This window comes from Oceanobacillus longus (assembly GCF_042650085.1).
GTDB classification, from domain to species: domain Bacteria; phylum Bacillota; class Bacilli; order Bacillales; family Amphibacillaceae; genus Oceanobacillus; species Oceanobacillus longus.
The window spans coordinates 513,917-532,553 of sequence record NZ_JBHSAO010000001.1; the positions used below are offsets into that span (position 1 = coordinate 513,917).

An 18,637-nucleotide genomic window follows, 5' to 3' on the forward strand; every position below is an offset into this window, starting at 1 on the left:
ATAAGTCCCCGCTTTTTTTGTGCGCTCATTTCGTTGGATATGAATCGGCATATCACCTATAATATGATACTATAATATAGATGATAGGAGGGAATAGAGTGAGCGAATCAGAAAACAATTCACGCTTTAACAAATTTGAGAAACGTAGAAAGAATACAAAGGCGATTTCTATTTTCCTTATAGTAGGAGCATTTCTACTGATATTATTGCTTGGTATATGGTTTTTCGGTGGCGGTAATAATGAAACGGCAAACGATTCAACTGCTGATGATGAAGGGAATTCCTCTGATTTTCTGATTACGGAAGAAGATGAAGCGGAGTCAAATGAGGATTCAGAAAATAATTCAACCAAGAACGATGCGACTACAGATGAGGAATCAACGGAAGACAATGAAGGTAATGAAGAAGAAAACGATAGTCAAGAGAATGAAGAAGAGGACAATACAGAAACAGAAGCAGCAGAACCATCGGATGATAATGTTGCAGAAGCATATACCGGCAACTGGGAACCTGTTGGCACAGAACAGGAAGGACCTCATACACTGAATTTTGACAATGGTTCTAAGGATCGAATTGAAATTAAAAAGGCTGCATCCATGGCCACAGGCATAGATGAGAATGACATGGTTGAATGGTGGGTTGAAAACAATGGCGCTCAAAAAGCAATAGCTACGGTTTCCGATAGTGTGGAAACAGAGGTCTACCGTGTTTTCCTTTCATGGATAGATAACGAAGGATGGCAACCAACCAAAGTTGAAATTCTTATTGAAAATGACAAAAAGTAAAATTGTCGAGAAATAGTAAACTGGAGGATACATCATGACAATCGGAATAATTGGTGCAATGGACGAAGAGATTGCATTGTTATTAGAAAATATGACGGATAGGAAAGAAAAAGAGGTTGCTAGTTGCCTCTTTGTAGAAGGAAAAATTCATAATAAAGATATTGTCCTTTTGAAATCAGGAATTGGTAAGGTGAATGCTGCAATGGCTACAACGATTATGCATGAGCGTTTTTCGCCTGCATATGTAATCAATACTGGATCAGCTGGGGGTTTTGCAGAGAAATTGGAAGTAGGAGATGTTGTTATTTCCACCGAAGTCGTTCATCATGATGTAGATGTAACTGCTTTTGACTATGCATATGGACAAGTACCTGGTCATCCTGCAATGTATACGGCGGATAAAATGCTAATCGAAAAGGCAGTATCTGCTATAAGCAAACTGGAGATTAACTATGAAAAAGGGATTATCGCAACAGGTGACGCATTCATGGAGGATCCTGAACGCGTATCATTTGTTCGTGAAAAGTTTCCAAGTATGCTAGCATCCGAAATGGAGGCTGCCGCAGTTGCTCAAGTATGCTATCAATATGAGAAGCCATTTGTTATTATTCGTGCATTATCTGATATCGCTGGGAAAAAGTCATCTATATCCTTTGATCAGTTTCTTGAGAAAGCTGCCAAAAATGCTGCACAATTAATAATGAATATGATTAAAGACTAAAATAAGCAGAAGCGCTGAACATTACATTCAGGCGCTTCTGCTTTAATTCTGTCTTTCCTTTCGATAATACTCATGGAATACTTTCATTAATGCTCTTTTTTCAATACGTGATACGTAACTCCTAGATATATTAAGTTTTTTGGCTATTTCTCTCTGCGTCATTTCATTATAGTCATTTAATCCATACCGATATACAATAACTTCACGTTCCCGTTTATCGAGAACAGAAAAATACTTTTGCATTTTTGCTATTTCCATGTTCAATTGAATGTACTCGATTACGTTATCATTTTCAGCTTCGAGAATATCAATCAGGCTAATCTCATTTCCTTCCTTGTCTTGCCCAATAGGATCATGGAGTGATACGTCTTTTTTAACTTTTTTAAGAGCTCTTAGATGCATCAGTATTTCTATACTAAAGACAATAGAGCGCATAGTCAAGTCTTATATATCGCAAGCATACGGGGAAGCGTTCGGACAACTATTCGCTCAATCGAAAGTGAATGCAACACAGGGCGTTGTGACGACACGAAAAACCGCCAACCATTACGGATTGACGATTTGGAATATCATTATTTGATTTCGTCCCGATACTTTAACAATGATTGGATAATTTCTTCGGTCGGTCGATCGGTTGCGGCAAGATCGTCAAGATGTTTTGTTGATTCGCTTGAAACGTTCAAAACTTCGTCTTTCGGAAAATCCAATTTTGATAATATCGTAAATGCGTTGTGTTGATGAACACGGTCAAACGGCGTTCCTTCTTCATAAGATAGCGACGCAAGGTCAACGGATTCGCCTTCGGTCACAATTCGTTTGTGTGCTTCGATTGAATTGGCAAGTAATCGGTCGGTCAAGTATTCGTTTAATGATTCGTTCATTGGCGGCACTTCCTTTCGAAAATACGTTTCTACTATTATATCACGACAAAATGGTGAATGTCGCCTTGACCGCATGACCCCGAAGTTTTCAAAATTTATTGCGAAAATTTTTATAGCGACTTTCACTTTTCGGAAGGGGTCGTTTCCTTTTTCGATAAGTTTAGTTGAACTAAAGTTGTCCGATTGATCTTCGTCAAGTGACGTACAGTGACCCGAAGATATGAAAATCGGATTGTATACGTTTCGCTCACCTTATGTTTGGCATTGATGGGGTAGCCCACGCCCCCCCCCCCCACGGTCAATTATTCCGTCTTCCTTTTCAAAAGTGTCACGAAAGTTGACTTTTATGTCACTTCTATGTATTATAAGAGTATCGAAACATTATTAAATCAAGGACGGTGCATAAACGAATGAACAATAAAAGTGTCATGAAAGTAATTGAAGGGAATGCGGACTTCTTTTCACGTTTTGAATTCGATCAATTGGACAAAGGAAAAGCGAAAGGAACGGTTGAAGTATATCTTCGGGAATTGAAGCGGCTTGACAATTGGTTGAAGGGAAGCGGCGGTTCTATCGAATCTATTACAAGATACGACGTTCAAGCATATATTAACGCATTGCAAGCGGGGGAAATCGTCAAGAATAAGTCGGGCGAATTCATTCCCGCAAGTGCCGCAACAATTGATCGTATATTTGGAACGATTTCAGTATTGGCGAAATATCTTGATCGAACAAATATTGTTGAAGATATCCGAAGACCGAAGAAACAATCGGTGACGGGAATCGCCCCGAAATCGCTTGATCGTAATAAAATAAATGGTCTTCTTCGTGACGTTGAAAGGGACGGCAACCTTCGCAATATAGCGGTTGTGAATTTGTTGGCTTATACGGGAATTCGAATCGGTGAATTGGTTACATTGAAGCGGCATGACATTGATCTTCGTCGTGGCGGGGAATTGACGGTTATCGGCAAAGGTAATAAGGAACGCAAAGTTCCGATTCCAAAGGAAGCACGTCGACACGTTCAACAATACCTTGAAAGTCGCACGGACGATCTTGACGCCTTATTCCTATCGAATTACAACAAACCTATTTCCAAGCGGTCGGCACAACGTATCATTGAAAAATACGGATACCATGCCCACGAACTTCGACACACTTATTGTCGCAATCTGATTCGTAAAGGCGTTGATATCGTGACCGTTTCGCAATTGGCGGGTCATGAAACAATCGAAGTCACCCGTCGTTATGCTATGGCAAGCGAACAAGAAATCGAAGTACAATTGAACGGATTGTTTGATTAAGGTCGTCCATTTGGGCGGCTTCTTTTTTTATGCAAAAAATAAAAATAAATTATAAAAAAGCGTCCAACTTTTACAGAAAGGTGCGAATTAAAGGTGAAAGCAATTCGGGACATACTATCGCATTATATATCGTATACCTTCGCACTATCGCCAAACCTATCATTCGTATAGTAATAGCGTATAGTCCTATATTATTTGGGGCGACGTACTTTGCACATACCTTCGACAACGATCTTCGGTTGCTTCCGTGACCTTCGATAAGACCCTTCGACATTCATTCCTATTGTAGCGATATGACCTTCGACCAACATGCGAATTATACATACGAACAACAAGACCTTCGTCAATTGCGGCGGGGGTCTTTCTATTGTCGCAATATCCGTCAAGCAAAAGTTCTTGACAACGGCAGGCAAACGAACCGATCAACGGATACTGCAAGTCAACGTACTTCTTTCGAAACTTCGTTCAATCACCGACAAATCGTCCATATAACACGCGCACAGGGACGTCAAACCTTCGTCAATCCTTTTACCTTCATTGTCGCAAATGACCGTCATATCAACGACTAAAGGACATATTCTTCGCAAGCAAATCGACTTTCTTCCTATTAAATATACGTTATCCATTACAACGAATATTCGATTCATTCCTTCATACACAACCGCAATCCTTGTCAAATTGACGAATATGCCGATTTCCGCTTTTTAAATTTCTTCGTGTATAGTGTCACGAATCAACGATTCCTTTCCACAATTATTCGTGTAAAGCAAATCAAACACAATGTGGGGGAAACGAAAATGAATGACGTAAACACAAAAAATGAAGTTATGGAATTGTCGAATGACTTAAACGTTATCACCGCGGAAATCAAATCTTATCAAAATATTGCGGGTCAAGCGGTGTTTGAAATCGGAAGAAGGTTGCGGCACGTTCAAAAAAATGACATTGCGCGGGGTGAATGGAAACGTTGGTGTCGTGATGAAATTGGGATATCGTCGCATATGGTTCGGCAGTACACAAAAGTATATGAAGAATTTAGCGGCGAAAAAGGTGAACCAGTTTACAATTTGGGTGTTTCGGTACTTTATCAAATCGCAATGATTCCAAAAGAAGAACGCACGAAACCCCTTGAAATCCCGTCAAGCGGCGAAACAAAGAAGGTCGAAAAAATGTCCCGAACCGAAATAATCGAAGTCAAGCAAGCGTTGAAGCAAGCGCAAAAGGAAGGAATCACGTATCAAGAATCTATCGAAAACCTTCGCAAAGAGAAATCCGAAACCGAAGCAGAAAATCAACGCTTGGAAGCATTGTTGAACGAAGAAAAAGCGAAGCGTCTTGAAGAACAAAACAAGAAGACGCCGCAAGTCGAAGTTGTCGAAAAGGTCGTCAAAGAGGTCGTCAAGGACACGCAAGCCGAAGCGAAACTTCGGAAGCAATCGGAACAACTTCAACGATACAAAAATCAATACGGTGAACTTCACGAAAACGGCGACACGGTTCGTCGTGTAAGAAATACGGAAGAACGCGATATACACTTCACCGATTTTGTCAACTTCTTGAACGAAGGTCGACGTCGCTTTTCGGATATCCAATTCGAAGGCAAGGAATTCAAAGATTGGGCGGAAGAAGACAATCAAGTTGTTGACGATATGAACGCATTCGGAGATTTCTTTGAACGATTTATAAAAGCAATCCAAAACGAAAATACAATCATTGATATCAAGGGGGAAATGTAAATGAATATTTTAGGACTAAACAAAAAGAAGAATGAAATTGCAGGTCAAGGGGAAGTTGCGGGTGTCGAACTATTCTTATCGAAAATGGAAGATCGTGACCGCAAGCGGGACGAACAAGTCGATCTATTGTTGCAGGAAAATCGTGAAATGCGAAAAGCAATTACACAATTGGTCGGAATAATGGCTTCGAACAAAGATGAAAAAACGACGGAACAACCGTTGCTTGCAGTTGAACAAGAATATCTGAATATTGACCAAGCACAACTTGAATTTTATCGAAACCAAGATCAAAGGGAACTTCGTAGAAATATAGATTTTGACGTTTCATTTCTTGGCGAAAAGATATACGGGGGCGACTATGAAAAGCGGGTTCATAACGGTGTGTTGTATCGAATGCTATACAAGGAATTAGCGTTCAAGACGGGGTTCAACGTGTATAAACTCAAATCCGAAAAGCTAAAACCGTACGAAAATTGGATTGATTTGATTGTTCGAAAAGGGAAGCTTCCCGAATTCAAGTGTATTTAAGCGGAAAAATTTCATGAAGCGTCACAATCCGCTTGATTTGAAGCACAAGTATTCGTGTAAGACGAAATTAATCGGATAACATTTCGAAAATCGTCTTGTGTTCGATTAGCTTGGAACAATTGTGTTTATGAACGGGCGTTCCAACGTCCAAAAATTCATTTGCGTTTAATCCTTCCCTTGTTTGGTTGCGGCGGCTTCGGTCGCCCGACTATTTTTTACCATTCAAGGAATCAAATATTTCAATTAGGGGGCAACATCTATGAAACTTACGGGTGAAATTATACAATTTTTGAGATTTACACGGGGAATTGACCAACGGACGCTTGCACGACAAGTCGGGATTGTACAAAGTAGCGTTTCAAAAATGGAATCGGGTCGTTTGGCTATTTCGCCGACCAACAACAATCGCTTCATGAAGGCGTTCGACCTTTCGGAAGCCGACGTCATTCTATTATTCAACCAAGTTCAAATGAATAAGCGGTTCAAATAAGCCACAACAAAATAAAACTACAATTTCGAAAGGGGGAGAATCAAAAATGACTAAAAACACTCAATTAGCTTTATTCGAAGTCAAAGGATTGCTTGAAGGAATGGTCAACGTAATTATCACGGATAGGAAAGAGCAACTTGTCAATGCCCGTGAATTGCATGAAGCGTTGGAAGTAAAAACACGCTTCGATATGTGGATTAAAAGACGAATTGAACAAGTCGGGCTTGAAGAAAACATTGATTATTTCAGTACGACCAAAATTGTGCGTATTGAGGGGACGAACATTTCGAAAGAAACTTCGGAATATTATTTCAGATTAGACGCCGCAAAGGAAGTCGCAATGATGGAAAATAACGAAATGGGTCGTAAATTCCGCAAATACTTCATTGAAATGGAACGTCAAGCAATTCGATTTCTTGGAAAGGAAGTTCGCCGATCGCTTACGGATACGATTCGTGACCATTGGCAACCGAAAGTCCCCGCACAATACGGATTGTTTACGAATGAACTGATTTACAAACCGTTGTTCGGCACGACTTCCAAGAAGCTAATCAAAAATCGTAATATAAGCGGTTCGTTGCGTGATGGTCTATCGAAGGAAGAATTGAAGATGGTCGAAAAGGCGGAACAAGGGGCTTCCACGTTGATTGATTTCGGTTTTGAATATAAGGAAGTCAAAGCACGAATGAATCAGAAATTTGGCGGAATGTTAGTTGATTAAAAACACAGGGAAAGACATTCCGCCCTTCGGACGGGGCTTCGCCTTGCCTAATTGATTATAGATTGTCGGTATTCAATAACCGATTGGGAATGATTCGAAAATTGCACGTCAAGGCGTAAGCCGAAGACCCAAGCGAAGCGAAGGTGTCACTTGATCTAATTGTTGTGATTCATGAAATGCAACAAGACTAAGAAGTGAAAATGACCCCGAAATCGCTATAACCGTTGGGGGAGTAAGGGCGAAGGCACTTTTCGAGTGTTTCCAAAAAGACCGATGAAAGGGCGATTTTGTTTCCAAAAAGACCGATGTGTCACCAAATGTCCGATAAATGCACATTGATTTTTGTTTCGCAAATGCCCGATGTTCGCAAAAAGACCGATGTTTCCAAAACTACCGATGTTCGCAAAACTACCGATAATGCCCAAAAAGGGCGTCTACAAAAATACTTGGTTTAATACCACGGAGGTACACGAAAATGACAAACAATGAAAGGAATGATTTTCGAGAAGTCACGGTTCAAGTCCGTGAAGGCGATTCGCTTAAAGTAACCCGCCGCGAACAAATGGAAGCTTTACGAGAAAAGGAAAAACGCGACTTCCGTCGTGCCGAAGGGGGTAATTTTACGTTTACAGATATGCAACCAATCCAAAAATTAACCGAAGAAGTTGACACCGTACAATTAGGATATTTGTTCGTACTTCAAACGTTTATTGATTACGATACAAACATTCTTGTAATCGGACGGGACAAGCGACCTATGACGAAAAAGGATATGCAAGCGGCGTTGAATGTCGGTCGAAAAGTGTTTTGGGAATTCATGAAGACAATGGAATTATATTCGGTCGTTATCGAAGACACGGAAGGTCGATTCGTAATCAACGACGCATATGTCTTTCGTGGTCGTCAAGGGAATCGGAAGCGTGTCGTCAAGGCTTACGATATGGGCGTTCGAAAGGTCTATGAAGTCGTAAGGTCGAAGAAGAAGGTCAAACAATTGGGATACGTGGTCAAAACGTTGCCCTATCTTCACATGAAGAACAATGTCGTTGCGGCGAATCCATTCGAAGAAGACGACACGAAGATTCAAGCATTCTCAAAGGCGGAACTTGCCGAATTGTTAGGGGTTCAAGAAAAGGCGGTTTATAGGTTGATTCGAGAAATGCACTTCGAAGGCGAATATGTATTTGTTTCCATTCAACGTGGGAAATCCCTATTCTTCATGGTCAATCCGTCAATTGCTTGTCGTGGGGAAATCGACGATTCAATCCGTTCACTATTCAAAGTCAAGGCGAAGAAATAAAAATAACCAAACAAAATAAAGGGGGTCTTTACTATGGCAAACTATAATGATAGAACACTTGAACACTTGAAAGGGACGGGAACACATTCGACAAATATGCAAATCGCGGCAGAACTTCTTGCGTTACCTTCTCGCGGCGGTCATACGTTGAAAGAAATAAGCGAAAAGGCGGAGATATCCGAAAGACAACTTCGCAATTGGAGAAATGACCCGCGATTCCAACGTTTGGTTGAAACGAAGACGAAGAACTTTGTCCGTGAAAGAATGCCCGACGTCTTGAACACCGTCCTTGACGCCGCGATCAACGATCGAAGCGGGAAACACGCCGAACTTTTGATGAAAATGCAAGGAATGTTCACGGAAAAGCACGAAGTTGTTGCGATTCAAGATCAACGAAACCGACACGACGTCACCGACTTCGACCGCATGAACGAAGAGATCGAAAGGGAAATCGCGGAATTGAAGCAACAAATTGGGGACGAAGAAGACGAATAAAACTTTTTCCAGTATCGACTTGTTATCGAACCGATTGGAACAATTCACGTATAGGGCGGAACTCATGGTCGAAGTTTCGTCTATACCAAGCCCTAACGTCATTGTGGTTTATATACGTTGTAGCGGATGCGGTAATCCTTCGGGGTTGCCGTTTTTATTTATTCCTATCATTAGAAACAATACTTCTAAATTAAAATATACTTCGAACAAAAAGGGGGTTGAAGCAATGAAAACAAAGTTGACAGGTGAAGAATTGCGCATGATTCGAACTTTACGAAAATTAAAGATTTCCGACGTTGCAATTGTCATTGGTCGATATCCTTCGGCGGTGACATATGTTGAAGGCGGGAATCGTTCGGCACTTGACGAAAATCAATCGCAAGCCGTATTGACCGCATTTAATATTGACGAAGAACTTCTTTCCTATATCCGAAAAACAATTAAATTATCGAAAATATAAGGGGGTTGAATATTAATGTTCAAAAACGAAAAGGTCGACAAGATCAACGAAAGATTGCAAACGTTGGAAGCCAAGCGGGAAGAAATCGCCAACACTATCGGCGAAATGGAAACCGCTCTTGAACAAACGGTCGAAATGTTCGCATTGGGGCAAATCGAAGAAAAGGACATCAACGAAGCACATGACTTTCTAAAAGAGCGACGGGCGGAACTTTCGGACATTGAACGCATGGTTGCACGTGTTGAATCTGTTCGAAGCAAGGTGAAAGTCGAATCCGTTCCATTGGTTCGTGAATGGAGAAACAAGCAAGCCGAAGCCGTGCAAAAGGACGTTGACAAAGCGGTCAAAGAAGCACTTGCCGCCCGTGAAGCATTCGTCAAAGCATTGGCGAAGGTCGGACAAGCACAAAGCAAGATCAACGCACCAAACGCCGAATATAACGATCTAATGGAATCGCTTGGGGAACGTAAAACTTCCGTGCAAATCAACGTTCCTTCCGTATATCCCGAAACGATAACAGTCGGATTATATGCTTCCGAAGTCAAAGAAGATACGGCGATCGGTCTTTCGAAGGCAACACAAGAAGCCGCCGCCAAACGTGGGGTTCTTCCGCATTGGGTTGGTGATTCGAAATGAGTTCACAATGTCGACTAAATGGTTTCGAGTTTATGGTGAAACAACTGGAATATGAAGTCGAAACAATCAAAGAAATTGTTAAATTGAAGAACGAAGGCATCAAAGCTTCCAAGATTGCCGAACTTGTTGGTGTGTTGTCAAGCGAAATTCCATATGCGACACAAATAAAATTGAAAAAGATGCAAGAACAACTTGCAATATATAAAGGGGGAATGAATTCATGTTGAACTATCAAGAAAAGAAATATAGTCCGATTGATTCAATTGCACAGGGTTACGCCGAAAGGGGAACGAACCAAGCGAACACGGACGCCGCTTCCGTTTCTTATGAAGCACTTCGCAAACGATTCAAGGAAAATCCCGATTCCCTTTCGCCTATGGAATTATTGACGTTGGGGTCTTATGAATATGACGAAAAGAATCGTCAACAATCCGAACAACAACAATCGGCGGCGAATGAAGACAAAAAGGAACACGACAAAGACCAAGAAATGATTTCGGCATCTTCGAAAGATTTCCAGACGTTGGCGGAAAACATGGCGCAAATGCAAGCCGATTTCCAAAAAATGAATGGCGGCGAAGAATGATGAACCGTCTTGTCGATATAACCCAATTGTTTTTATACGAAACCGACTTCGAAGTCCATGCAAATCGGGAGAAATCTTGGGATTTTGCAACGAAAAAAGATTTCGAATCACGGAAGGAAACCGCGAAGTCTTTGTTCCGTCAAGAACGAAAAGGTTACGATCTTTTCAAGATTGCGGACGTTGCAAAACTGCCAGTCATGACCGTTCGGGAAATTGAATCCGATCTTCAAATCAAGGCGACACAATAAACAAATAAAATATAAATATAAAATTGCATAGGCGTCGGGTTTTTTCGTCGGGTTTATTTTCATTGACGTGCCCCTTCAAACACAAATATGAAAAGGAAATCAGATTCGTTTCCCGACGTCGTGCAATAAATAAATAAAGGGGGTCAAGTATATGTTACCAATTAGTTATAACAAACGAAAACGAAGTCGATATTCCATTGATACACGTACAATGACGCCGCAATCAGATTCTTCCACGGCTTACGATAGACAAAAGCAAGAATACGACCGCCGCCACACTTTCGGCGATTTGAAACGTGAATCCACTAAGGAGGGCGACAATTCATGAATTACAAAGAAGTCGATACATTTATAGATGATTATTACAACGTCCCCAATGTCACAAGTCTTCCCGAAGATGAACAAAAAGAAATCCACAATTTGACGTTCAAGCAATGGAAGGTTCAAGCAATGGTCGCCGAAACGATCGAAGACCAAGCGAAAAAACAACGATTGATTGATAATATCGTCCAATATAAATCGGAAAAATGGGGTGTTGTAAATGGCGAATGATATATTGAAACGACTTCAAGCGTTGCAAAAAGAAAAAGAAACGAATGACACGTTGAAGAAACTTGCGGTTCTTGAAAATAAATTGTACGAAATGGACGTCGACGCCATGACATACGAAGTCGATAAAGGATATCGAACCCAAGAATCCGCCGACAAAGAACTTGAACGTCGTCGAAATAAGTATTTCGGATAATATGGGGGGGGGGGAAATAAAATGAAAATGAAACAATCGTATTGGGATAAAAAATATTCGGCAAGTGTTGGCGGTGGAAGTCTTGCGTTGGACGGTGACGGCGATTATGTAACGGTTAATGGTATAGACATTCAAGATGAATTTACAGTTGAAGCAACCTTCTTTCTTGAAAGTTATGACGAAGGTCTTTATTCGGGTGTTATTTCCCGTATTGATTCAAGCATGGACGGTTGGGGACTTGCAATTGTAGGCAAGAACTACGGCGAAGGTAATTTCGATTTGTATTACGGGCTAAATTCTGTTGTAACCGAAGAAAAAATGAATCTGAATGAATGGCACACGGTAACAATGACCGCAAGTAAATGGATTGAAACGGTGGACAACGGTGACGACACAACAACCGACGTTCCACACGGGAAATTTGAACTTTTCGTTGACGGTGTAATGGTCGATTATACGCCCGATTCAATGGATTGGTCGAACAACAACGTAATTCCAATTCGAATCGGTGGAATGTATCATTCATTATATTTGAACGGATATATGCACGGAAAAATACAGGACGTTCGCATTTACAACCGAGTATTGACCGAGCAAGAAATCGAATCCAACTATGAAGGCAACGTCGTCCGTGACGGTCTTGTCGGTGAATGGTTGATGAACGGCAATGCTATCGACACAAGCGGCTTGAATAACAATGGAACGCTTCACGGTGACGCTTATTTCGTTGAAGGTCAATCACCACGACCAATGACGAATCAAGACAAAGAAGTCTTCGCATTACGATCAATGGGTTTTGACGGCACGTTGAACGATATGCGCCGAGCGTTTTACCAAAAACGTACGGGGATTTCTTCGTTGGGCGACGCAATTGCGGCGAATAAGAACACGGAAGAATAAAACGAATGACGGGGGTTACTTTTTCCCGCCGTTACATATAACGAACAACATACAACCGCCTACAATGAACAATTGACGACTTCCGAAGGGGATAAGTCACGAATCCCCAAAAACGCCCCATAATGGCTTAAATCAACGATAAAGACGATTATACTTCTTGCATACATTCTGCGAACAACTTCAACGTTCCTTGCGGATTTAAAAGACGCTTGACTTTCGACAATTCTGTATCCAAGACCCCGAAGAAATATGACGCAAATGTTTTCTTGATTCGATTGTATTTATAAGCGAATACGGTCGCCTTGAACGCCTTTTCGATTGCTTCGGGTATAGATGGGTCATAATACGTCAAACTATGCTTATTTAAGGCATTACGAAGCACCCGTGACAACGAAAGAATTTTTCGTGTGCCAAAGAACGGTTTCGCCAATTTTACGAAATCAGATTCGACAACAACGTCTGGAATAAGATCGTTCAATTGATCGGGGTCAATGTCGTCTATTTTATCAACGGAAGATTCATTTGCCGATTGTTCAACGGGCTTGTCTAATGTATTAAAAGAATTTAATGATTCTGGTACAATTGGTTCGAAAGTTTCAACAAGCGTCAAACCTTCGTCATTGTTGGCTTCGTCGGTTTCGTATGATGTAACCGCCTGTTGTAACCTTACAAGCGAAAAGGGAAGAATCCGCATGATTTTGACCGACGGGCGACCCGCCTTCGTTTGAGTACGAACGCTATCGACAACGCCCAACGATTCAAGACGCTTGATTGCCTTGTTGACCGTCTTGCGTGTGAATCCCGTGTCTTTCGCGATTGTCGATTGCTTCATGAATGAAATACCAACGCAACGCAAAGACGCCTTGCCAATACATAGCAAGACATCAATGACCGATCTAGGAACGTCGTGTCGAATGTGTTCGATATAATTATAAATTGATTCGTCCATTTGCGATATATTTTCAAATGATTCGTGCTTCCGTAATTCCTTCAAATTGATTGCGTTGATTTCTTTCACAATTATTCGTCCCCTTTGGTTTATACTACATTCGGATAAATTCGACTTTGCCGCTTGGATATACACGAACTTCACGTAATGCCTTTCGAAGTAATTCTTGTTTGCGTTCAACCGACATTTCGGACGCATCTTCCTGCATGAATTCTTCGAATGTTTCTTTCATGATTTCTTCGTTGAATGATTCGTGTTGCATATCTTCAATTAATGCGGCGGTTTCGTCTTTTAGCTTCGACAACTGTTCTTCCTTGTCTTTGAGTTCTTTCAATTGATTTCGGATATCTGCTTCGTCGATAAGATCGCCATTCTTGACCATAAAGTCGAGAAGTCGTTTTCTTCCCGATTTGATTCGTCCGAGTTCCCCGTCAATTCGATCAAGTTCGGATTCTTCAAACGTCTTGGATTTGTCTTCCGTTGTTACCGCCGCTTCCGTCAATGCGTGGGCTTTTGTCGTCATAAGATTGACGAATTGTTCCCAAACGGCGTCGTCAAGGATTTCACATTTGACACGGTTGCCACACCCTTTATGTTTTGCCCCTGCGGTATTTTTGACGTCACTGTATTCGAAGACGTACGTGTCCCAATTCTTTGCATTTCTTCCCGTCATAGTGTTGCCACATTCGCCGCAACGAACCAATCCCGATAGAAGATATATATTCTTTGAATTACCCGCCCAACGACGACGTGATTCCTTCAACAATTTTTGTGCATAATCGAAAGTTTCTTTGTCGATAATAGGGGGGACGTCGACCGCAATCCATTCGTCACGGGGACGCTTGGTCATTTGAACTTTTTCGTCCTTATCTTTTTTATATTTATTCCCAAGCATTCCTTCCGTGTTCCATTTGTTTTGATAGAAGACCCCCGTATACGTTTCATTCAAAAGGAATTGACGGACAACTTGCCTATGCCACGTTCCTTTTCCTTTCTTGGTCGGAATTCCCTTGTCCATCAAATATTTTGCGATTCCGTTTATGCCTTTGACCCGTCCTTGCGGATTGGTGAATAGGTCGAAAACCAAACGCACGACTTCCGCTTCGGGTTCGTGAATTTCAAGTTCGGCGGTTTCTTTGTTATATTTATATCCGTAAACTTTCGAATCCTTCACGACTTTTCCTTTTCGTGCCTTCGCCCGACGTCCGTTTGACATTCGTTCCGTGATCTTTGCCTTTTCGAATTCCGAGAATGCACCCCGCATCTGATAAAACATAATGCCTTCGGGCGTCTTCGCATATTCTCCGTTGACAAATATCAGTTCCGCACGTTTTTCGATTTCTTCCGTGATTACTAATTGATTTGCTAGTTTCCGAGATAACCTATCGGGGTCATATACGATAACTTTGTCGACCAAGCCTTCCCGAACGTTTTCCCGAAGTTTTGAAAGGGCAGGGCGTTCAAGAAATTCGCCCGAGTAACCGTCGTCAACAAATTCTTGGATAGCTTCGTCGTTTCCCGCTTTATTGCGACATTGGCGGATTTGATCTTGAAGTGAATATCCCGATTTAGCTTGTTCGTCGGTCGAGACCCTTACATAAATTGCTATCATTATTTCGTTTCTCCTTTCGTATCAATTTCTTTATATCGTTGTAACAATCAATAAGTGCTTGGTCGCTTGCATTGTCGTCAATTACAACGACGTGGATTTTCTCTTTTGGGATAAGTCCTTTTTTACTCATGAACAACCGTCCCCCCGTAATGTTTTCTTGTTGCCTTCACGAATAAATGTGATTTCAAAAAACGGTGTTGTGACGGTTGCTATGAAGTTGTTGTGGATTGTTTGCAGAATGGTTCGAAGTAATACGCACCCTATTGACTTTACACTTTCGTTTTCAATGCATCGGGCAGCATAAGTAGCCAATTTTGTACCTTTATCAGCAGAGAAACTTTCAACACCTTTTATTAACCCGATCGTACCAATTGATATTAAATCTTCCATATCTTCCCCTGTATTCTCAAACTTTTTAACAATATGTGCGACAAGTCGTAAATTATGTTCAATTAACTTATTTCTAGCTATTTCACTGCCATTTTCCATTTCCTGAATGTATTTCGCTTCTTCATCAGAGGGTAGAGGCTGCGGGAAGGCATGATTTTTTACATAGGAAACGAAAAAGAGAGCTTCTTTAACCAAAAGGGCGAGGACAGATAGAATCCCGGACAAACACAATCACCTCCTAGGTGTGGAGTCTGCTTCAAACGATTAAAGATGTACTTTGGGGTTTTGCCTATATAACATCTTTATGAAGCTTCGGGCTGATTAGTGTCTGTCCATAATAATAATCTTATAAAAGGTTTTACGAATATTTATTACACTTTAAAATTATACTTAGCACTGCATCTTTCCATAGCTATTTTCATATCGCTATGCGGATATTTTTTGTCTTCGATAATCTGATAATCTTCCTGTCCTTTACCGGCGATAATTAATATATCACCTGGTTCACTAATGTCTATTGCATGTTGGATAGCTTCTTTACGATCAGGAATCATTTCGTAATTATTATGACGCATTCCTTTTTCCATATCATATAGGATTGTTGCAGGGTCCTCAAAACGTGGATCGTTTACTGTAAGAATAACGAAATCTGCTGCAGAGGCTTTTTCCCCCATTAATGGGCGTTTTAATTCATCCCGGTTTCCACCAGTTCCAGCAACAAAAATCAGCTTTTTCTTTTTGAAAGGTAATACCGTTTTGATTATATTTTCAATGGCATCGGGCGTGTGAGCATAGTCAAGATATATGCTGATTGGAGAATCAATATCAATTTTCTCCATACGACCACTAACAGGGTTCATTTCTTGAATATACGCAACAATTTTTTCTAAAGGAATATCTCCTTTTGCATAAAGGGATGTGATTGCAGCAAGAGCATTGTAGACATTAAATTTACCCAATAAATTAATATGCATATCTATTTTTGCAGCAGGTGCTATGAGAGTAAAATCAGTGCCATGCTCATGAAAGTTAATATTTTCAGCTTTAAAATGAGCTGCACTGTGAATTCCATATGATATTACTTCGACAGGAGCCATAGAAGCGTATGTTTGAAACCATGCATCATCTTTGTTTAAAATGACATATTTTTCTTTGGTCATGTCATTACCTAATTGTGAAAACAACAATCCTTTAATATAACCATAATCCTCCATCGTATCGTGATAATCCAAATGATCCTGGGTCAGATTGGTAAAAGTGACAATATCAAATTCCACTCCCCAAAGTCTTCCTTGAGATAAGCCGTGTGAAGAGACCTCCATGACCATATTCTTTATACCGAGATTACTTGCTCTATTCATCATTTGTTGGTTTGTTAATGCATCACATGTTGTATTTGGGCTGCTATTATATTCATTATCTAGCTCCGAACCATTCGTCCCAGATAAAGCAGTTTTTTGACCTGATCGTTTTAATACATGGTTGATTAGCGTTGTAACGGTAGTTTTCCCATTAGTTCCAGTTACACCAAAAATAGTAAGGTGCCTGGAAGGGTAGTTGTAAAATTTACATGCGAGTAAGGCTAATGCTTTTGTAGTATCCTCAACAACAACCATCCCAACATGATCTAATTGAATATCTAATTTTTCTTCTGCGATAATGAGGGTTGACCCATTTTTTATTGCTTCTGAATAATAATTATGCCCGTCCACTGTATAACCACGGAGACATATGAAAAGAGAGTTGTTAACAGCTTTTCTCGAGTCGTCGCACAAACCATCTATTTTTTCGGGAAGCGTACCGTATACTTGTTTCATTTTTAAACAGGATAATAATTCGTATGTATTCATCATTAATCGTCCTCACAATCTTCAACACTTTTTATTACCGAAATGGTTTATAAATTCTATTGTTATCCATATTTCCCTATATCTTATATTTTTAATCTTATTTCTTATGGTTTGAGACAAACAAAAAGGTGACTTATAGTGTCACCTTTTTGTTGAATCTGACGCATCCAATTTCCTCATTGCTTCTGCATACTCATCTTTCCGATTATTTAATACCGGTTTGATCCCCTTTAAGTGAGCTGCTCTTGAAATCATGTGGGCTGACACCGGATTAGTAAGAAGAATGAATACAATTGCCAGTAGTAACTTTCCGCTAATGATTGAATGCTGAATATATAGGAATAAAAATGCACCTATCAGAATTCCGATAACACCTAAAGTCGAAGCTTTGGTAGCTGCATGCAGCTTTGTATAAATATCGGGAAAGCGAATAACACCAATAGCAGCAGAAACGATAAAAAAGGTCCCTATTAAGATCGATATAATTATAAGGATGTTAACAATAATTTGAAATAATGTTTCAATCTCTGTCAATGATAACACCTGCTTCCAGATATTTTGCAATTGCTACGGTTCCAAGAAATGCAAGGATACCAATTAATAATACAATGTCATTCAATTTATCGGTTACAAGAAAAATAGAAAGTAGGGCTGCAACAGCCATCAAATTAATACCTATTGTATCTAAAGCTACTGCACGATCCACATTATACGGTCCTATAATAATCTGATACATGAGGAGGATCAAGGATAACGAGATGCCTGTAAACCCGATCTGTACAGTTAGTTCAAGTAGATTTTCTGTTGTCTGAAGTAATTGTGTCATCTTGTTACCTCCATTATCCCTTTTTCAAAAGTTTCTTTAATCGATCGGATTTCGTCATCTACATTTTCTATATTCATCGCATGAATATATAACTTCGATTTATCTTCGGAAATCGCTATTGATAATGTGCCTGGTGTAAGTGATATTAAACTTGATAAGATTGTTATCTCCCAGTCGGTTTTTAATTCAAGGGGATACTCGAAGATTCCAGGCTCTCTGATTGGTCTGGGTGAATAAATATACTTTATCATTTCAATATTGGACATCACCATTTCCCTAAGAAATACCAAAATCAGTTTTATGGCCTTGAGCACCCTGGTAAGATAAAACCCACCAGGGAGGAATCTCCTCAATAACAATAAGAGAAGAACACCGAACAGAAAACCAGTAATAAAACTCGCCATTGTGTACGACTCACTTAGGAACATCCACATAACTGCAATAATTAAATTAATTACTATCTGAAATGCCATA

The 18,637-nt window shown here is 40.3% G+C and carries 24 protein-coding genes and 2 pseudogenes; 17 read left to right on the plus strand and 9 right to left on the minus strand.

Going from position 1 to position 18,637, the window contains the following annotated elements:
- The first annotated feature begins 98 nt into the window (after positions 1 to 98).
- The gene (locus ACFOUV_RS02545) at positions 99 to 785 is read left to right on the plus strand and encodes a YrrS family protein (RefSeq protein ID WP_379495195.1); all 687 of its coding nucleotides are present in this window, start codon (positions 99 to 101) and stop codon (positions 783 to 785) included.
- 34 nt (positions 786 to 819) lie between these two features.
- A complete protein-coding gene (mtnN, locus tag ACFOUV_RS02550) occupies positions 820 to 1,506 on the plus strand; it encodes a 5'-methylthioadenosine/S-adenosylhomocysteine nucleosidase (RefSeq protein ID WP_379495196.1) in 687 nt (228 codons plus the stop codon).
- A gap of 42 nt (positions 1,507 to 1,548) precedes the next feature.
- On the opposite strand, the pseudogene ACFOUV_RS02555 reads toward mtnN, so the two are convergent.
- Together ACFOUV_RS02555 and ACFOUV_RS02560 are read right to left on the minus strand one after the other, a co-directional pair.
- Positions 1,549 to 1,917: pseudogene (locus ACFOUV_RS02555) on the minus strand (sigma-70 family RNA polymerase sigma factor); the annotation flags it as partial.
- A 161-nt stretch (positions 1,918 to 2,078) separates the two neighbouring features.
- A complete protein-coding gene (locus ACFOUV_RS02560; RefSeq protein WP_379495197.1) occupies positions 2,079 to 2,387 on the minus strand; it encodes a hypothetical protein in 309 nt (102 codons plus the stop codon).
- A 410-nt stretch (positions 2,388 to 2,797) separates the two neighbouring features.
- Here ACFOUV_RS02560 and ACFOUV_RS02565 point away from each other — a divergent pair, with 410 nt between their 5' ends.
- The 15 genes from ACFOUV_RS02565 (at position 2,798) to ACFOUV_RS02635 (ending at position 12,536) form a co-directional block, all read left to right on the plus strand.
- Positions 2,798 to 3,691, plus strand: a complete 894-nt coding sequence (locus ACFOUV_RS02565; RefSeq protein WP_379495198.1) for a tyrosine-type recombinase/integrase — start codon at positions 2,798 to 2,800, stop codon at positions 3,689 to 3,691.
- A gap of 797 nt (positions 3,692 to 4,488) precedes the next feature.
- A complete protein-coding gene (locus ACFOUV_RS02570) occupies positions 4,489 to 5,427 on the plus strand; it encodes a DUF3102 domain-containing protein (protein ID WP_379495199.1) in 939 nt (312 codons plus the stop codon).
- Positions 5,428 to 5,955, plus strand: a complete 528-nt coding sequence (locus tag ACFOUV_RS02575; protein ID WP_379495200.1) for a hypothetical protein — start codon at positions 5,428 to 5,430, stop codon at positions 5,953 to 5,955. It begins immediately after the preceding gene.
- A 259-nt stretch (positions 5,956 to 6,214) separates the two neighbouring features.
- A complete protein-coding gene (locus tag ACFOUV_RS02580) occupies positions 6,215 to 6,445 on the plus strand; it encodes a helix-turn-helix domain-containing protein (RefSeq protein ID WP_379495201.1) in 231 nt (76 codons plus the stop codon).
- A 46-nt stretch (positions 6,446 to 6,491) separates the two neighbouring features.
- Complete coding sequence (locus ACFOUV_RS02585; RefSeq protein WP_379495202.1) at positions 6,492 to 7,166, plus strand: antA/AntB antirepressor family protein; 675 nt, start codon at positions 6,492 to 6,494, stop codon at positions 7,164 to 7,166.
- A gap of 475 nt (positions 7,167 to 7,641) precedes the next feature.
- Positions 7,642 to 8,466 (plus strand): hypothetical protein, encoded by an 825-nt coding sequence (locus tag ACFOUV_RS02590; protein WP_379495203.1) that lies wholly within the window; start codon positions 7,642 to 7,644, stop codon positions 8,464 to 8,466.
- 33 nt (positions 8,467 to 8,499) lie between these two features.
- Positions 8,500 to 8,961: a phBC6A51 family helix-turn-helix protein gene (locus tag ACFOUV_RS02595; RefSeq protein WP_379495204.1), complete on the plus strand. Its 462-nt coding sequence runs from the start codon at positions 8,500 to 8,502 to the stop codon at positions 8,959 to 8,961.
- A gap of 226 nt (positions 8,962 to 9,187) precedes the next feature.
- A complete protein-coding gene (locus tag ACFOUV_RS02600) occupies positions 9,188 to 9,421 on the plus strand; it encodes a hypothetical protein (RefSeq protein ID WP_379495205.1) in 234 nt (77 codons plus the stop codon).
- Between the two features lie 15 nt (positions 9,422 to 9,436).
- Complete coding sequence (locus ACFOUV_RS02605; protein ID WP_379495206.1) at positions 9,437 to 10,057, plus strand: hypothetical protein; 621 nt, start codon at positions 9,437 to 9,439, stop codon at positions 10,055 to 10,057.
- Entirely contained in the window at positions 10,054 to 10,284 is a 231-nt protein-coding gene (locus tag ACFOUV_RS02610) for a hypothetical protein (protein ID WP_379495207.1), read from the plus strand. The genes ACFOUV_RS02605 and ACFOUV_RS02610 overlap by 4 nt, the downstream gene beginning before the upstream one ends.
- Positions 10,278 to 10,643 (plus strand): hypothetical protein, encoded by a 366-nt coding sequence (locus ACFOUV_RS02615; RefSeq protein WP_379495208.1) that lies wholly within the window; start codon positions 10,278 to 10,280, stop codon positions 10,641 to 10,643. Before ACFOUV_RS02610 ends, ACFOUV_RS02615 begins: the two co-directional genes overlap by 7 nt.
- A complete protein-coding gene (locus ACFOUV_RS02620) occupies positions 10,640 to 10,891 on the plus strand; it encodes a hypothetical protein (protein ID WP_379495209.1) in 252 nt (83 codons plus the stop codon). The genes ACFOUV_RS02615 and ACFOUV_RS02620 overlap by 4 nt, the downstream gene beginning before the upstream one ends.
- 324 nt (positions 10,892 to 11,215) lie before the next feature.
- Positions 11,216 to 11,443, plus strand: coding sequence for a hypothetical protein (locus ACFOUV_RS02625; RefSeq protein WP_379495210.1), 228 nt, complete (start codon positions 11,216 to 11,218; stop codon positions 11,441 to 11,443).
- The gene (locus ACFOUV_RS02630; RefSeq protein ID WP_379495211.1) at positions 11,433 to 11,636 is read left to right on the plus strand and encodes a hypothetical protein; all 204 of its coding nucleotides are present in this window, start codon (positions 11,433 to 11,435) and stop codon (positions 11,634 to 11,636) included. The genes ACFOUV_RS02625 and ACFOUV_RS02630 overlap by 11 nt, the downstream gene beginning before the upstream one ends.
- 27 nt (positions 11,637 to 11,663) lie before the next feature.
- The gene (locus ACFOUV_RS02635) at positions 11,664 to 12,536 is read left to right on the plus strand and encodes a LamG-like jellyroll fold domain-containing protein (RefSeq protein ID WP_379495212.1); all 873 of its coding nucleotides are present in this window, start codon (positions 11,664 to 11,666) and stop codon (positions 12,534 to 12,536) included.
- 148 nt (positions 12,537 to 12,684) lie between these two features.
- Here the strand turns inward: ACFOUV_RS02635 and ACFOUV_RS02640 are convergent, their stop codons facing one another.
- From ACFOUV_RS02640 to ACFOUV_RS02670, 7 genes and pseudogenes are all read right to left on the minus strand, one after another.
- Positions 12,685 to 13,554, minus strand: a complete 870-nt coding sequence (locus ACFOUV_RS02640; protein ID WP_379495213.1) for a helix-turn-helix domain-containing protein — start codon at positions 13,552 to 13,554, stop codon at positions 12,685 to 12,687.
- 25 nt (positions 13,555 to 13,579) lie between these two features.
- Entirely contained in the window at positions 13,580 to 15,097 is a 1,518-nt protein-coding gene (locus ACFOUV_RS02645) for a recombinase family protein (protein WP_379495214.1), read from the minus strand.
- A gap of 276 nt (positions 15,098 to 15,373) precedes the next feature.
- A pseudogene (locus tag ACFOUV_RS02650) lies at positions 15,374 to 15,712 on the minus strand (sigma-70 family RNA polymerase sigma factor); the annotation flags it as partial.
- 146 nt (positions 15,713 to 15,858) lie between these two features.
- Positions 15,859 to 17,337, minus strand: a complete 1,479-nt coding sequence (locus ACFOUV_RS02655) for a UDP-N-acetylmuramoyl-L-alanyl-D-glutamate--2,6-diaminopimelate ligase (protein ID WP_379495746.1) — start codon at positions 17,335 to 17,337, stop codon at positions 15,859 to 15,861.
- Positions 17,338 to 17,478: 141 nt separating this feature from the next.
- Positions 17,479 to 17,871, minus strand: coding sequence for a monovalent cation/H(+) antiporter subunit G (gene mnhG / locus ACFOUV_RS02660; protein ID WP_379495215.1), 393 nt, complete (start codon positions 17,869 to 17,871; stop codon positions 17,479 to 17,481).
- Positions 17,858 to 18,163, minus strand: coding sequence for a monovalent cation/H+ antiporter complex subunit F (locus ACFOUV_RS02665; protein WP_379495216.1), 306 nt, complete (start codon positions 18,161 to 18,163; stop codon positions 17,858 to 17,860). The genes mnhG and ACFOUV_RS02665 overlap by 14 nt, the downstream gene beginning before the upstream one ends.
- Positions 18,160 to 18,636 (minus strand): Na+/H+ antiporter subunit E, encoded by a 477-nt coding sequence (locus ACFOUV_RS02670; protein ID WP_379495217.1) that lies wholly within the window; start codon positions 18,634 to 18,636, stop codon positions 18,160 to 18,162. Before ACFOUV_RS02670 ends, ACFOUV_RS02665 begins: the two co-directional genes overlap by 4 nt.
- Between the last annotated feature and the right edge of the window lies 1 nt (position 18,637).

Excerpts from the sequence above, each read along its gene's own strand:
- ACFOUV_RS02625 (WP_379495210.1), top strand. The coding sequence starts at position 11,216 with ATGAATTACAAAGAAGTCGATACATTTATAGATGATTATTACAACGTC.
- ACFOUV_RS02635 (WP_379495212.1), top strand. The coding sequence starts at position 11,664 with ATGAAACAATCGTATTGGGATAAAAAATATTCGGCAAGTGTTGGCGGT.
- ACFOUV_RS02620 (WP_379495209.1), top strand. The coding sequence starts at position 10,640 with ATGATGAACCGTCTTGTCGATATAACCCAATTGTTTTTATACGAAACC.
- ACFOUV_RS02630 (WP_379495211.1), top strand. The coding sequence starts at position 11,433 with ATGGCGAATGATATATTGAAACGACTTCAAGCGTTGCAAAAAGAAAAA.
- ACFOUV_RS02570 (WP_379495199.1), top strand. The coding sequence starts at position 4,489 with ATGAATGACGTAAACACAAAAAATGAAGTTATGGAATTGTCGAATGAC.
- ACFOUV_RS02655 (WP_379495746.1), bottom strand. The coding sequence starts at position 17,337 with ATGAATACATACGAATTATTATCCTGTTTAAAAATGAAACAAGTATAC.
- mtnN (WP_379495196.1), top strand. The coding sequence starts at position 820 with ATGACAATCGGAATAATTGGTGCAATGGACGAAGAGATTGCATTGTTA.
- ACFOUV_RS02585 (WP_379495202.1), top strand. The coding sequence starts at position 6,492 with ATGACTAAAAACACTCAATTAGCTTTATTCGAAGTCAAAGGATTGCTT.
- ACFOUV_RS02595 (WP_379495204.1), top strand. The coding sequence starts at position 8,500 with ATGGCAAACTATAATGATAGAACACTTGAACACTTGAAAGGGACGGGA.
- ACFOUV_RS02645 (WP_379495214.1), bottom strand. The coding sequence starts at position 15,097 with ATGATAGCAATTTATGTAAGGGTCTCGACCGACGAACAAGCTAAATCG.
- ACFOUV_RS02580 (WP_379495201.1), top strand. The coding sequence starts at position 6,215 with ATGAAACTTACGGGTGAAATTATACAATTTTTGAGATTTACACGGGGA.
- ACFOUV_RS02590 (WP_379495203.1), top strand. The coding sequence starts at position 7,642 with ATGACAAACAATGAAAGGAATGATTTTCGAGAAGTCACGGTTCAAGTC.
- ACFOUV_RS02615 (WP_379495208.1), top strand. The coding sequence starts at position 10,278 with ATGTTGAACTATCAAGAAAAGAAATATAGTCCGATTGATTCAATTGCA.
- ACFOUV_RS02600 (WP_379495205.1), top strand. The coding sequence starts at position 9,188 with ATGAAAACAAAGTTGACAGGTGAAGAATTGCGCATGATTCGAACTTTA.
- ACFOUV_RS02610 (WP_379495207.1), top strand. The coding sequence starts at position 10,054 with ATGAGTTCACAATGTCGACTAAATGGTTTCGAGTTTATGGTGAAACAA.
- ACFOUV_RS02665 (WP_379495216.1), bottom strand. The coding sequence starts at position 18,163 with ATGACACAATTACTTCAGACAACAGAAAATCTACTTGAACTAACTGTA.
- ACFOUV_RS02670 (WP_379495217.1), bottom strand. The coding sequence starts at position 18,636 with ATGGCATTTCAGATAGTAATTAATTTAATTATTGCAGTTATGTGGATG.
- ACFOUV_RS02560 (WP_379495197.1), bottom strand. The coding sequence starts at position 2,387 with ATGAACGAATCATTAAACGAATACTTGACCGACCGATTACTTGCCAAT.
- ACFOUV_RS02605 (WP_379495206.1), top strand. The coding sequence starts at position 9,437 with ATGTTCAAAAACGAAAAGGTCGACAAGATCAACGAAAGATTGCAAACG.
- ACFOUV_RS02565 (WP_379495198.1), top strand. The coding sequence starts at position 2,798 with ATGAACAATAAAAGTGTCATGAAAGTAATTGAAGGGAATGCGGACTTC.
- ACFOUV_RS02575 (WP_379495200.1), top strand. The coding sequence starts at position 5,428 with ATGAATATTTTAGGACTAAACAAAAAGAAGAATGAAATTGCAGGTCAA.